The organism is Archangium violaceum, from assembly GCF_016887565.1.
Classification (GTDB): domain Bacteria; phylum Myxococcota; class Myxococcia; order Myxococcales; family Myxococcaceae; genus Archangium; species Archangium violaceum_B.
Map to the genome: position 1 here is coordinate 3,426,292 of NZ_CP069396.1, position 14,451 is coordinate 3,440,742.

At 67.7% G+C, this 14,451-nt stretch carries 9 protein-coding genes; 3 read left to right on the forward strand and 6 right to left on the reverse strand.

The window, feature by feature from the left end; all coding sequences use genetic code 11:
* Positions 1–440: 440 nt before the first annotated feature.
* Positions 441–1,943, reverse strand: coding sequence for an ArnT family glycosyltransferase (locus JRI60_RS14320; protein WP_204226385.1), 1,503 nt, complete (start codon positions 1,941–1,943; stop codon positions 441–443).
* 155 nt (positions 1,944–2,098) lie between these two features.
* On the opposite strand from JRI60_RS14320, the gene JRI60_RS14325 reads away from it, so the two are divergent.
* The 3 genes from JRI60_RS14325 (at position 2,099) to JRI60_RS14335 (ending at position 7,182) form a co-directional block, all read left to right on the forward strand.
* Positions 2,099–4,462 carry a PepSY domain-containing protein gene (locus JRI60_RS14325; protein ID WP_204226386.1) on the forward strand — a complete coding sequence of 788 codons (2,364 nt, stop codon included), beginning with the start codon at positions 2,099–2,101 and terminating at the stop codon, positions 4,460–4,462.
* Between the two features lie 1,071 nt (positions 4,463–5,533).
* On the forward strand, positions 5,534–6,652 hold the full coding sequence (locus JRI60_RS14330; RefSeq protein WP_204226387.1) for an NAD(P)-dependent alcohol dehydrogenase: 1,119 nt from the start codon (positions 5,534–5,536) through the stop codon (positions 6,650–6,652).
* Entirely contained in the window at positions 6,649–7,182 is a 534-nt protein-coding gene (locus tag JRI60_RS14335) for a DUF4334 domain-containing protein (protein ID WP_204226388.1), read from the forward strand. The genes JRI60_RS14330 and JRI60_RS14335 overlap by 4 nt, the downstream gene beginning before the upstream one ends.
* Positions 7,183–7,233: 51 nt before the next feature.
* Here JRI60_RS14335 and JRI60_RS14340 read toward each other — a convergent pair whose 3' ends face one another.
* From JRI60_RS14340 to JRI60_RS14360, 5 genes are read right to left on the reverse strand one after another with little or no spacing between them, the layout of a single operon-like run.
* Positions 7,234–8,640: an aldehyde dehydrogenase family protein gene (locus tag JRI60_RS14340; protein ID WP_204226389.1), complete on the reverse strand. Its 1,407-nt coding sequence runs from the start codon at positions 8,638–8,640 to the stop codon at positions 7,234–7,236.
* Positions 8,641–8,666: 26 nt separating this feature from the next.
* Positions 8,667–10,844 carry a 3-hydroxyacyl-CoA dehydrogenase NAD-binding domain-containing protein gene (locus JRI60_RS14345; RefSeq protein WP_204226390.1) on the reverse strand — a complete coding sequence of 726 codons (2,178 nt, stop codon included), beginning with the start codon at positions 10,842–10,844 and terminating at the stop codon, positions 8,667–8,669.
* A gap of 42 nt (positions 10,845–10,886) precedes the next feature.
* Entirely contained in the window at positions 10,887–12,098 is a 1,212-nt protein-coding gene (locus tag JRI60_RS14350) for an acetyl-CoA C-acetyltransferase (protein ID WP_204226391.1), read from the reverse strand.
* Positions 12,099–12,130: 32 nt separating this feature from the next.
* Positions 12,131–13,279, reverse strand: coding sequence for an acyl-CoA dehydrogenase family protein (locus JRI60_RS14355; RefSeq protein WP_204226392.1), 1,149 nt, complete (start codon positions 13,277–13,279; stop codon positions 12,131–12,133).
* A gap of 28 nt (positions 13,280–13,307) precedes the next feature.
* Positions 13,308–14,447, reverse strand: a complete 1,140-nt coding sequence (locus JRI60_RS14360; RefSeq protein ID WP_204226393.1) for an acyl-CoA dehydrogenase family protein — start codon at positions 14,445–14,447, stop codon at positions 13,308–13,310.
* Between the last annotated feature and the right edge of the window lie 4 nt (positions 14,448–14,451).

A 14,451-nucleotide genomic window follows, 5' to 3' on the forward strand; every position in this document is an offset into this window, starting at 1 on the left:
GTGCGCGCGCTGGCCTTGGAAACGGCTGGCAACCGCTCCTCCCTGGTATTCGAGAACAGTGGAGGCGGCGGGAATCGAACCCGCCGCCGGAGGCTTCCGGAGAGAGCGCTACAGAATGGAATGTCCCCCCTTCCGCCGCCTCCTGCGGGCGGCCGCGCCTGGAGCGATGGGAGCCCGAGTGGTGGCCCAGACACCCTGAGCCCACCTGGGATCAGCGCCCGCGCTGGCGGATGTAGTCGCGGGCCCCGGGTCCTTCTGGACCGTTGCCGGTCTTGATGTTCTCGGGGAGCTTGTCGAACAGGTTGGCTGCCCAGTTGGTCATCTTCCTGCCGGAGCGTGAAGTGGAACCCGTTTCTGGACCGCCCCGCCATCGAGGTCATCAACTGCCCCGGGTAGCGGACTGAGAGACGGGGACGCTCCGCCAGGCAGTGCCAGCCCGCTCAGGGCTTCGGCCAGAGCCGTACCCAATCGTCCTGGATGAGCTTGCCGCTCACCCGGTCGGTGCTGCCGCTCGCCATGAAGTCGCGGGGACCGCGCAGGGCGAGCGTCCCAGCCTCGAGCCACAACAACAACAGGACGCACGAGGCAAGCACCGGAAGTCTCCCGGCCAGCGAGGGGCGGCTGTCGGTGAATGCCTTCAGGGGCAGCAGGAGCAGCGGCAGCAGCGTGGGAAAGAGGACCAGCATGCCGCGCGTGTACCCGAAGAAGGCCAGGGTGATGAGCGCGCGGTGCAACAGCACCAGGGTGAACAGGCTGAAAACCCGGTGCGGCGCGCGCAACGAGAGCCCCGCTCCCACCAGGAGCAGCAGCGCGAGCGGCCACTTCAGCCAGGTGCTCTCCGGGACGAAGACATCCACCGGCGCACGGGCCCCCTCGAGTCCTCCAGGCAGGTTGGAGGCGCCATACCCCAGGCTCAGGCCGTCCAGCCAACGCCCCAGCTTGGCGGCCAGCAGGCGGACCGCGCCGGCCGGGTGCTCGCCCATCCATCGCAGGCCTTCCTCGTAGCCGTGCAGCAGCAGGTGGCGCTGGGAGGAATTCGCCGCGTCCAGCCACCCGTCCTGGCCGAGCCGGTTGACCAGGTCCGGCGTGAAGCCGCCCGTGGCTCCGGCGTGATTGGCCATGGCGAAGCTGATGGGGCCATAGACGGTAACCGGAGCCACCACCGGCAGCGGCTCGAGCTCCGGCGTGCGTGCGTTGAGTTCCTGGAGCACGCGCGCGTTGTGGAGCCCCCACGGCGCGAGCACCACCAGGGACACGCCCACCGCCCCCGCCCACCGCACGAGTTGCGCGCGCACCGGGGCCCGCCGGTCCCGGTGGAGCCAGGCGTAGACGAGGAGGAAGGGCCACAGGTGCAGGTGCTCGGCCCGGGTCAGCGCGCCCAGCCCCATCACCCCGCCCAGGAGCACCGCGCCCCGCCACGGCAACCCGCTCCGGTGCTCGAGCATCAGCCAGCACGTGGCCGACAGGAAGAGCACGTACAGCACCTCGTTGCTGTACGTCGTCGAGAGCACCAGCCATCCGAAGCTGGCCGAGAAGAGCACCGCTGCCAGCAGGCTCCACCCCACTCCGAGCACCCGGCGCCACCACCACCAGGTGAAGGCCACCGTGGCCGAGTTCAACAGCGCCAGGCTCAGCTTGTAGGGATGGGCGCTGCCTCTCGGCTCCCCCAGGAGCTGGTACAGCAGCCCGAGGCTCCAGGAGAACAACGGTGGGTGGTACGGGAGCGACGCCTGCGCGGGCCGCCCCCGGGCCCAGTCGAGGGCATAGGTATGGAAGAAGCGCGAGTCCCCGTAGAAGAAGATGGAGAACGGCCAGTTCCGATCCATCGACGCCTCGAGGAACAGCAGCCGCAGCACGAGGCTCAACAGGAACGTCCCGGCCACCCCCACGGCCACGGGGCGCCGCATCAGGAATCCAGGAACGCTGAAGCTTGACGGTTTCATGAAACCTCGTTGAGCCTTCCATCGCTATTTCTCATAGCTAGCTAGTAAACGCACTCCCAGCCAGGGCAGTATTCACGGCCCGTCCGGCTCTCTCCGTACGACGAGAGAAACGGGCGAATCCAGTCCCCCCGTAGGTCCAACCCAAGAGGTGTGACATGAAGCGTTTCATGGGCGCCGCAGCACTTGCCACCGTGCTGAGCTCCGGCGCGAGCTGGGCTGTGCATCCCGAGCATGGGCCGTCGCGAAGCGCCGTGGCCCGCAATGCCTTCTTCAATTCCGAGCTCTCCATCAGCTCGAACAACCTCGAGCTCGGTGAGGCCCGGGCGAAGAGGATGCTGGACCCCGCGAGGGAGCGGGCGTTGAGCGACTTCTTCCAGCGCTACGGGAAGGACACCAACGTCTACTTCGAGCCGCGCTCGGGAGCGGCCACCGGTATCCATACGCACATCCCGATGATCCCGGGCAACGGCCTGGACAACCGGGTGACGCTGAGCAACCTGGGCCAGAGCCTCGGCCGCGCGGTGTCCACGGTGGACGAGGCCCTGGTGGGCGAGCTCGTCGTCAAGTTCGCCCGCGATAACGAGGAGGTGCTGGGCATCGATGTGTCGCAGCTCGGCACGCCGCGCGTCACGCAGGTCACCGAGCACCTCTGGCAGGTCCACATCCCGCAGCAGCTCCAGGGCATCCCCGTGCGCGAGGGCCGGCTGGCGGCCACCATCAGCCATGGCAACCTCGTGCTCATCGGCACCGAGGGGTGGGCCGACGTGAAGATCCGCACCCTGCCGCTCGTCTCCGCGGATCAGGCGATGGAGCGCGGGCTGGGTCGCGCCGGGCTGGCCCACAGCCCGAAGTCCATCTGGAAGGACGCGAGCCTGGAGGTGGTGCCCATCTCGAAGGGTGAGGGTTACGGCCACAAGCTCGTCTGGACCTACGGCTTCCAGGACGAGGGGGACGATGCCACCTGGGAGGTGCTCGTCGACGCCCACACGGGTGAGGTGATCGCCCTCGAGGACAAGAACCAGTACCTCGACGCGTCCATCACCGGCGGCGTCTACCCGCTGACCAACACGGAGACCTGCCCGACCGACGGGACGTGCGGCACGATGCAGGCCAACTACCCCATGCCGTGGGCCAACACCGGCCTGGCGTCGCCCAACAACTACACCAACGGCGCGGGCGTCTTCAGCTACACCTCCGGAACCGTCACCACCACGCTGAGCGGCAAGTACATCGGCATCAGCGACAGGTGCGGTACTGTCAGCAACAACTCCACCACCGGCAACATCAACCTGGGCGGCACCAACGGCCAGCACGACTGCACCACGGGAAGCGGCTCCGCGGGCAACACCCCGGCGGCCCGTGCCGCGTTCTACGAGCTGAACAAGCTGGCGGAGCAGGCGCGCGGCTGGCTCCCCTCCAACACCTGGGTCAACGCGAAGCTCACCGCCAACGTCAACATCGCCAGCACCTGCAACGCCTACTGGAGCGCCGGGACGGTCAACTTCTACCGGAGCGGCGGCGGCTGCCGGAATACCGGTGAGATCGGCGCGGTGTTCGACCACGAGTGGGGCCATGGCATGGACGACAACGATGCCAACGGCACGCTGAGCGCCTCCAGCGAGGGGTACGCGGACATCGCGGCCATCTACCGGCTGCAGACCTCGTGCGTGGGCCACGGCTTCTTCGCCACGAGCAACAGGAGCTGCGGCATGACGGCGGATGGGACGGGCTACAACCAGAACGAGGCGCAGACGGGCGCGGCGCACTGCGATCTCAACTGCTCGGGCGTGCGCGACGCGGACTGGGCGCAGCACTCGGACAACACCCCGGACACTCCGCAGAACCACGTCTGTGTCCGGTGCACCACCTCCACTGGCCTGTGTGGCCGCCAGACGCACTGCGCCGCCGCGCCCACCCGCCAGGCCGCCTGGGACCTGGTGGCCCGCGACCTGCGCGCCGCCCCGTTCAACTACGACGCGAACACCGCCTTCATCGTCGGCAACAAGCTCTTCTACCAGGGCAGCGGCAACGTCGGCTCGTGGCACGCCTGTGACTGCACCGCCAAGACCTCCAGCGGCTGCGGCTCCACCAACGGCTACATGCAGTGGCTGGCCGCCGATGACGACAACGGCAACCTCAACGACGGCACGCCGCACATGACGGCCATCTACAACGCCTTCAACCGGCACAACATCGCCTGCGCCACCCCGGTGCCGCAGAACGGTGGCTGCTCGACCGGTCCCACCGCGACGCCCTCCGCCACGCTCACCCCCGGCACCCGCCAGGTGGCGATCTCCTGGACGGGCGTCACCAACGCCGCCAAGTACTGGGTGCTGAAGACCGAGGGCCACGCCGGCTGCAACTTCGGCAAGGCGCTCAAGGCCACCGTCACCGGCACGACCTGGACGGACACCGAGGTCCTCCCGGGCCGGCAGTACTGCTACTCCGTGGTGGCCGCCGGCTCGAGCAACGCCTGCTACACCCAGGCCAGCACCTGCTCCTGCGTCACGCCCAACTAATCCTCCTCGGCCCCGACGAATTCGAATCCCGTCGCCTCCACTCTTCAGGGCTCCAGGTTCTCCGGAACCTGGGGCCTTTTGTTTTTTCGGGGGAGCACTGGTGCCAAGGCGCCGGTCGCGTCCTTTGACACCATCGTATGCGCCGTTCCAAGAAGGATGTCGCTGGTCGCCCTTACGACTCGGCACGGGGACAAGTCCGTGTGACATGAAGGTGCAGGTTTAGCTCCCCTCGCGGGGCGGCGACGCCTCGGTGAACTGCAGACCGTGCGCCACTTTAACAAACACACGCGGCGCAGCGATCAACGGCTCCACTGAGCGGCTCGCGACGGATCCTGCCTTTCGCATCGAGCGGGAAGATATAGAAGAAGCGAAGTCTCGAAGCGGAGCCAGAGACCGAGCCCAGCCCATTGGCCAGGACGAGATAACGTTCCTTGCCCCACTCGAGTCCGAACGCCTGGTGTCCTTCTTCGAGCCAACCTCCGAAGGGAGCGTCGCGCGCCACCACGCGAAAGACTTTCGCTCCGAGGGTTCCAGCCCCTGCCTGTCATTGGCATGCAGGTGCGTGTTGGCGTGCAGGGGAAGCCCTCCAGCAAGGCGCACCGGGGTTGCTTTCGGGGAGGGGGCCGGACGTCCACCTCCGTCCAACGCAGCCGCTGCTGCAGCGAGTGCGCCTGCCAGGCCTGCAGCGCGTCCTCGGGCCCTTCGGCGGCGGCTGGCCCGGGCGCTGCGGTTGTCCGGCGCCCCCGCGGAGGCCTGTCAGGAGGCTCGGCGGGCCTGGACGGAGAGGGGCCCTGGCGCGCGGGTAGTCCTCGAGGCGCGGGCCGAGCTGGGGCCCTGCGCCCGCTAGCCCGTCGATTTTCCGCAACACGCTGGAGCGTCCTCAACACAGCTCGGAGTAGGGCAGGGGGCGGCGTAACTGGCCGGAACTCCTACGGAACCGCTCTCGACCGCTCTGGAGCGCTCTCGCAGGAAGCCTCCAGGTCGCTTCTGGAGGTGCGGGTTGCCGGCTCCCGGTGCGGGGCCGAGAACATTGCACTGCCGTTATTGGCGAATTGCCAATAATATGGCCCCATGGGTCCTCCGGTGCGTGCCGCGGTGCTGCAGGTGGTGAATGGTCCCTTTGCCATCGACGAGGTCGAGCTCGAGTCGCCACGGACGGGCGAGCTGCGGGTGCGGGTGACGGCGAGCGGCATCTGTCACACCGACCTCACCTACCGGGCGGGCGCGGGCCGCTTCCCGTTCCCCGCCGTGCTCGGCCACGAAGGCGCGGGCGTCGTGGAGGCCGTGGGTGACGGCGTGACGGACTTCGTGCCCGGCGACGCGGTGGTGCTCAGCTACTTCTCGTGCCGCGCGTGTGGCACGTGCGCACGCCGCCATCCCGCGTATTGCGAGCACGGGTACGCGGGGAACTTCTCCGGTGCCAGGCCTGATGGCTCCTTCCCCATGCGGTGGCACGGTGAGCCGATTCGCTCCAGCTTCTTCCACCAGTCCTCGTTCGCCACGCACGTGCTGGCGCACCAGCACAACGCGGTGAAGGTCGACGCGTCCGCGCCGCTGGAGCTGCTCGCGCCGCTGGGCTGCGGGTTCCAGACCGGCGCGGGCGCGGTGCTCGAGGCGTTCCGGCTCGAAGCCGGGCAGCAGCTCGCGGTGTACGGAGCGGGCGCCGTTGGCCTCGCGGCCATCATGGCGGCGCGAGTCGCCGGCGCGGCGCGCATCATCGCCGTGGACCTCCGCGCGGAGCGGCTCGAGCTGGCGCGCGAATTGGGCGCCACCGACACCTTCCTGGCGCACGAGCCCGAGCTCACGAAGACGATTCTGAAGCGAACCCGGGGCGGCGTGGACCTGGCCCTGGAGTGCGTGGGCTCACCCCAGGTGCTGCGTCAGGCGTTCGACGTGACGCGGCCCCTGGGCACCTGCGCGTTGCTCGGCCTGCCGGGTCGCGGCGCGGAAGTCTCGCTCCCGATGATCCCGCTCCTCTCTGGGAAGAAGCTGGTGGGCATCCTGGAGGGGAATGCCGATCCGAAGACCTTCATTCCGCGCCTGGTCTCCCTGCACGCGGAAGGACGGTTTCCCATCGAGAAGCTGAGCCGCCCCTATGCCTTCGAGGCCATCAACGACGCGGTTCACGACATGGAGACGCGCACGGCAATCAAGCCGGTGCTGCACATGCACGGAGGAAGGACGCCATGACCTTCGACGAAGCAGTGAAAGCAGGGAACATCAATACCGAAGCGGCGCTCGCGTTGTTCGACAGCCTGCCCACGTTGGAGCTCGCCTTCATGCGCGGCAAGTGGAAGGGCAGCGAGCTTCGGACGGGGCACCCGATGGACGGAATGCTCAGCGCGACCGGCTGGTACGGCAAGCAGTTCATCGACGCCGAGAGCGTGCACCCGCTGCTGTTCTTCACGGAGGACCGCGCGTCGGTGTTCCCGGTGGACCCACGCAAGTGGCCGTCGCCGAGGATTCAAGGCTTCGTGGGCCCGCACCGGGCCGACGTGGAGACCGGGCAGTTCAAGGCGCGGCTGCGCATGACGGAGTACCGCGGGAAGCTCAGCGCGACGATGATCTACGATGACCGGCCCACCCTCGACGTGTTCCGGAGGGTCGACGCGGACACGGTGCTCGGCGCGATGGATGCGCGAGGAATGGCGGCGCCGTACTTCTTCGTCCTGCGCCGCGATTCCGGCGTCCCTCCCCTTTCGGTGAGGGACGGCGCATAGGACTGCCAGAGGACTTTCGCGCAGGCGGCGGGTGCTACACCCGCTGCCCATTCACAAGAAGCGCTTGAAGAGGCCGAGCTTTCCGCCATAGGGCGGGTAGCGCAGCTTCATGTCGAGCGCGAGGGGCCGCTTCACCACGCTCTTCTTGTGACTGAAGGCATCGAAGCTGGCCTGACCGTGATAGCCGCCGAGCCCCGACTCGCCCACTCCTCCGAAAGGAAGCCCCTCGACGGCGAAGTGAACGCACACGTCGTTGGCGACCGCTCCGCCGCTCGAGGTCTCCCTGAGGACGCGCTCGTTCACCGCCGCGTCGCGCGCGAAGCTGTAGAGGGCGAGCGGCTTCGGACGGGAGCGCACGAAGCGGATGGCGTCGTCGATGCTCGGACAGTCGACGAGCGGGAGCAGGGGACCGAAGATCTCCTCCTGCATCAGCGGACTCGACAACGGTGCATCGGTGATGACGGTGGGCGCGAAGTAGCGGCTGGGCGCGTCGCGCTCGCCGCCGAAGGCGATCTGACCGTCGGCCGCGAGCGCGGAGATGCGCTCGAAGTGGCGAGGGCTGACGATGCGGCCATAGTCGCCGCTCGTGAGCGCATCGGCACCGTAGAAGCTTCTGACGGCTTTCTGGACCAGGTCGATGAAGCGGCCCTTGAGCTCGGGTGGAATGAGCACGTAATCCGGTGCGACGCATGTCTGTCCGGCGTTGACGTACTTGCCCCAGGCGATGCGTCGCGCGGTGATCTCCAGGTCCGCGCTTCTGTCGACAATGCAGGGGCTCTTTCCACCCAGCTCGAGAACGGTGGGCGTGAGGTGCCGGGCGGCGGCTTCGGCCACCACCCGGCCCACCTGGGTTCCACCGGTGAAGAAGATGAGGTCCCAGCGCTCCGCGAGGAGCGCCTGGCTCGCCTCCGAGCCCCCCTCGACGACCGAGACGACTTCCGCCGGGAAGGCCTCGCCCAGCATCCGCCTGAGCACATCCGAAGTCGCGGGTGACAGCTCGCTGGGTTTCAACACGGCCGTGCAGCCCGCGGCGAGTGCCCCGATGAGCGGCGCCATCGACAACTGGTAGGGGTAGTTCCAGGGCGAGATGATGAGCGTCACGCCGAGCGGATCCGCGTATTGGTAGGCCCGCGCCGGCTGGATGATGAGGGGCGCCGACCCCCGCCGCGGCTCCATCCACGCCTTCACGTTCTTGAGCGCGTTCTTGAGCTCGCCGTAGATGTTCCCGACCTCGGTGAGGTAGGCCTCCTCCGGACTCTTCGAAAGATCCGCCTTGAGGGCGGCGAGGATCTCCTCCTCGTACTTACGCGCCGCCCGGCCGAGCGCCTGCAACTGCTCCCGCCGCCAGTGGAGCGGGAGCGTGACTCGGGTCTCGAAGTAGGCACGCTGTTTTTCGACGAGCGCCTTCGTGTCGAGCGAAGGCGGAACGGCGGCGAGGGTGTTGAGACTCCGAGCCATGGGACTTCTCCTTCCGTGGGAGGGGGCTACTTCAGGAACTCGCCTCTTTCGGCCTTCGCGACGAGCGACGCGGGCGGCAGGAAGTGCTTCCCGTAGCGCTCCGCGAGCTCGCGCGCGCGGGTGACGAAGCCGCGCGGCCCCGTGCCGGTACGCCCTTCGTAGCCGTTGATGTATTGCACGACACCTCCCGTCCACGGCGGGAAGCCGATTCCGAGGAGGGAGCCCACGTTCGCGTCGGCGGCGGAGCGGAGGACGCCTTCGTCGAAGCACTTCACCGTGTCGATGGCCTCGGCGAACAGCATCCGCTCCTTCATGTCCTCGAAGGGGATGGTGTAACCGGGCCGGGTGTAGTGCTGGGCAAGCCCCGGCCAGAGGCCCGTGCGCTTGCCATCCACGTAGTCATAGAAGCCGCCTCCGGTGGAGCGGCCCTTGCGCTGGTACTGATCGATCATCGCGTCCATGACCGCGTAGCTGCCGTGGTCCATCCACGGCTGGCCAGCGGCCTCGGCGGCGGCCTTGGTCTCGAGGCGGATCTTTCGCGGCAGCGTCAACGTCAATTCGTCCACCAGCTGGAGCGGAGCCGCGGGGTAGCCCGCCTGGAGGCCCGCCTGCTCGATGGAGGCAGGCGAGATCCCCTCGCCCACCATGGCGATGGCCTCGTTGAGGAACGTGCCGATCACCCGGCTGGTGAAGAAGCCCCGGCTGTCGTTGACGACGATGGGCGTCTTTCCAATCTGGACCGCGATGTCGATGGCCTTCGCCAGCGTGGCGTCGCTCGTCGTCTTGCCCGCGATGAGCTCGAGCAGCGGCATCTTGTCCACCGGGGAGAAGAAGTGCATCCCGACGAAGTCGGCCGGCCGCTTCACGCCCTCGGCGAGCAGGGTGATGGGCAGGGTCGAGGTGTTGGAAGCAAGTACCGCGTCCGGGGCGACCACGCCTTGAATCTCCTGGAAGACCTGGTGCTTGAGCTTCACGTCCTCGAAGACCGCTTCGATGACCAGGTCACAACCCGCGAGCGCGGCGGCATCCGCGGCGGGGTGGATTCGCGCCAGGAGCGCGTCGCCCTTCTCCTTCGTGGACTTGCCCTTCTGGATGGCCTTCTCCACCAGCTTGACGGAGTACTGCTTGCCCTTCTCGGCGGAGGCGAGGCTCACGTCCTTGAGCACCACGTCGATGCCGGCCTTGGCGCACACATAGGCGATGCCGGCGCCCATCATCCCGGCGCCGAGGACACCGACCTTCTTCGCCGTGTGCTGCGGGAAGCCCTTCGGACGGCCGCCGCCCGACTTGATGTGCTGCATGTCGAAGAAGAACGCCTGAATCATGTTCTTCGCGACCTGGCCGGTGACGAGCTCGGTGAAGTAGCGCGACTCGATGGTGAACGCGGTGTCGATGTCCACCTGCGTGCCCTCGACGGCCACCGCCATGATGGCGCGCGGCGCGGGCATGTTCGCGCCCTTGAGTTGCTTGCGCAGGTTGGCGGGGAACGCGGGCAGATTCGCCGCGAGGGATGGCGAGGACGGGGTGCCGCCCGGAATCTTGTGGCCCTTCTGGTCCCACGGCTGCTGCGCCGTGGGGTTCGCCTTCACCCAGGCCCTGGCCGCGGGCAGGAGCGCGTCCACCGAGTCCACCACCTCGTGCACGAGGCCCAGTTCCTTCGCCTCCTGCGGCCGGTAGCTCTGGCCCTGGAGCAGGACCTTCATCAGCGCGTCCACGATGCCGAGCATGCGCACCGTGCGCACCACGCCTCCACCGCCGGGAAGCAGCCCGAGCGTCACCTCTGGCAGCCCTATCTGCACGCCCTTGACGTCGGCGACGATGCGCCGGTGACACGCGAGCGCGATCTCGAGCCCACCCCCGAGCGCCGCGCCGTTGATGGCCGCGACCACGGGCTTGCCCAGGGTCTCCAGCGTCCGCAGCTGCGCTTTGATCTCCTGTCCGAGCTCGAAGACCTGCTTCGCCTCGTCCTTCTTCACGTTGCGCAAATCGTTCAGGTCACCGCCCGCGAAGAACGTCTTCTTCGCCGAGGTGATGATGACGCCCGTGAGGGTGTCCTTCTCCTTGACCAGGCGGTCCACGGTCGCGCGCATGGACTTCACGTACGCGGCGTTCATCGTGTTGGCGGACTGGCCCGGATCATCCAACGTCAAGACCACGATGCCGTCGGCGTCTCGCTCCCAGCGGATGGTGTTCTGCTCGCTCATGGGTTCGCTCGAATGTTGTCGATAAAAAGAGGAGGAAGAGATTCAAACGCGCTCGACGAGGGTGGCCACGCCCATCCCGCCGCCGACGCACAGGGTGACGACCGCGCGGCGTGCCTTCCGCCGCTCGAGCTCGTCCACCACGGTCCCGAGAATCATCGCGCCAGTGGCCCCGAGCGGGTGGCCCATGGCGATCGCGCCACCGTTGACGTTGAGCTTCTCGCTCGGGATGGCGAGATCCTTCTGGTACTTGAGGACCACGGAGGAGAAGGCCTCGTTGAGCTCGAAGAGGTCGATGTCCCGGATGGAGAGGCCGGCAATGTCGAGCAGCTTCCGGGTGGCCGGAATCGGGCCGGTGAGCATGAGGGTCGGGTCCGCGCCGGACGTGGCGACGGCGACGATGCGCGCCCGCGGCGTGAGGCCGAGCTCCTTGCCGACCTTCTCCGAGCCCAACAGCACGAGCGCCGCGCCATCGACGATGCCGGACGAGTTCCCCGGCGTGTGCACGTGGTGGATCTTCTCCACGAAGTGGTACTTCTGCAGCGCCACCGCGTCGAAGCCGCCGGCCTCGCCGACCCCGGCGAAGGATGGGTTGAGCTGACCGAGCGAGGCCACGGTGGAGTCCGGACGCATCTGCTCGTCGCGGTCGAGCACGGTGAGGCCGTTCTGGTCCACCACCGGGACGACGGAGTTCTTGAAGTATCCGGCGGCCCAGGCCCTGGCCGCGCGCTCCTGCGACTGCGCGGCATAGCGGTCCACGTCCTCGCGGGTGAAGCCCTCCATCGTCGCGATCAGGTCCGCGGAGATGCCCTGAGGCACGAAGTAGGTGTCATAGTTGGTGGCGGGGTCCTGGGCCCAGGCGCCGCCGTCCGAGCCCATCGGGACGCGCGACATGCTCTCCACGCCACCCGCGATGACCAGGTGTTCCCATCCCGAGCGCACCTGCTGGGCGGCCATGTTCACCGCGGTCAGGCCCGAGGCGCAGAAGCGGTTGAGCTGGACTCCGCCGGTCGTCTCCGGGAGGCCGGCCGCGAGCACCAGGGTCCGGGCGATGTCCGCGCCCTGGTCTCCGACCGGGGAGACCACGCCGAGCACCACGTCGTCGATCCGCTGGGGATCCAGCTTCGGGTGACGCTTCTTGAGCGCATCCACCAGGCCGACGAGCAGCGATAGGGGCTTGATTCCGTGCAGCGCGCCCTTCTTGCCCTTGCCGCGGGGGGTGCGAACGGCGTCGAAGATGAAAGCTTCCTGGCTCACCGGGAGCCTCCTTGCGAAACGGTTGGAGTGGTTCAGAGGGAACGGGCGACGAGCTCTTTCATGATCTCATTCGCGCCGGCGAAAATCCGCAACACGCGGGTATCGGCGAACAGGTGGGCAATGGGGTATTCTTTCATGTACCCGTACCCGCCAAAAAGTTGCAGGCAGCGATCCACGACGATGCATGCCTGGTCGGTCACCCAGTATTTGGCCATGGCCGCCGTGGTCACGTCGAGCTGGCCCTCGATGTGGGATTGGATGCAGTCATCGATGAAGGTGCGGCAGACGCGCTTCAGGGTCGCGCACTCCGCGAGCTCGAAGCGCGTGTTCTGCAAGGCGATGAGGGGCTTGCCGAAGACGTGACGCTGCTTGGTGTACTCGACCGTCAAATCCACGGCGCGCTCGAGGCTCGCCATGCCCATGAGCGCCACGATCAGCCGCTCCTGGGGCAGCTGCTGCATCATCTGGACGAAACCATGGCCCTCCTCGCCGCCGAGCAGATTGACGGCGGGGACCTTCAGGTCATCGAAGAAGAGCTCGGTCGTGTCCTGGCCCTTGCCGCCAAGCTTGTCGAGGATGCGGCCCCGCGTGAAGCCGGGCGTCGTGTCGGAGACCTCGGCGCACAACAGCGAGATGCCGGCGTGCCCCTTCGCATCCCCCGTCCGCACGGCGATGATGATGAAGTCACAGACGTGGCCGTTGGAGATGAAGGTCTTCGCGCCGCTCACCCGGTAGAAATCACCGTCCCGCACCGCGCGGGTGGAGATGGCCTGGAGGTCCGAACCCGTCCCCGGCTCGGTCATGGCGATGGCCCCCACCCACTCGCCGCTCGCGAGCCTGGGCAGCCACTTCTGCTTCTGGGCCTCGGACGCATAGGCGAGGAGGTAATGCGCGACGATGGCGCAATGCACGCCGAAGCCCATCGAGGGGTCCCCGGCGCGGATCTGCTCCTCGATGAGGACCGCCTCGTGCGCGAACGTGCCACCGCCTCCGCCGTAGGCCTCCGGAATGGACATGCACAGGAGCCCAAGCTCGCCTGCTCGCCGATAGAGCGCCTTGTCCGGATAACCCTGGGCCACGTGCTTGGGCACGTTGGGAAGGACCTCTTTCGTGAAGTAGGCGGCCGCGAGCCCGCGCACCTGCTCGAGCTCGTCCGAGCTCCATGGGGAACGTCTCGTCATGTCTGCCTCTCTCTTCTCAGGTTCCGCTCTAGAGTCCGAACGTCTTGCCGATGATGTCGCGCTGGATTTCGTTCGTGCCGCCATAGACGGTGGAGATCACCGTGGCGCGCAGATGCGACTCCATGTCGTACTCGAGGGCGTAGCCGTAGCCCCCCATCATCTGCATGCCTTCGAGCGCCACGCGCTTGGCCGTCTCGGTCGCCTTCAGCTTCGCCATCGACGCCTCGCGGGGGAGCCTCCGTTCGGGTGCCTCGTCCGCCATCGCGGCCACGCGGTAGATGAGCAGCTCACAGCAATCGAGCTCGGTGGCGAGGTCCGCGATCCGGTGCTTGAGCGCCTGGAAGGAACCAACCGGCTTGCCGAACTGCTTGCGCTCCTTCACGTATGCGACGGCGTCATCGAAGGCGCGCCGGCCGCGGCCGAGCATGGACGCGGCGAGGAGGAGCCGCTCGCTGTTGAGCCCCGCCATCAGCTGGGGCCAGGCCTGGTCCACGGTTCCGACCACGGCGCTCTCGGGCAGGAAGCAGTCGGTGAAGTAGACGTCATTCACCTCCTTGCCGCCCATCGTGGGGATGCCACGAATCTCCATCCCGGGCGTGCCCGCGGGGACGCAGAACATGGTGAGGCCCTCGTGCCGCGAGCTCGAGGCGTGGGTGCGAGCCACGAGCAGGATGTGGTCCGCGAAGTGTGCGTTCGAGCACCAGGTCTTCTGCCCGTTGATGATGAATCCTCCCGGGGTCCGGGTCGCGCGGCAGGTGATCGCGGCGACGTCCGAGCCGGCCCCGGGTTCTGAAATGGAGACCGCCTCCACGCGGCCGCGGGTGATTCCGCCGAGAATCGTCTCGCGCTGGGCCTCGGTCCCGAACTTCGCGTACGGACCGGCGGCGACCGCCGTGGTGATATAGCCACCCACCGGGGCGAGCCCGTACGCGGTCCGCTCGGCGAAGAGACAGATGTCGGACATGCCGCCGTCCGAGCCGCCATACTTCGACGGGATGCCCACCCCGAGCCAACCGAGCTCGGCCATCTGAGCGTAGAGGGCGGGGTTGTGGGCCTCGGTACCGTTCCCGGTCAAGGCGTCGCGTTGCGCGCGCGTCCCCGTCTTGGCGCGGCAGAACGCGTCGATGGCGGCGGCGAACGAAGCTTGCTCCGGTGTTCTCGCATGCATGGGA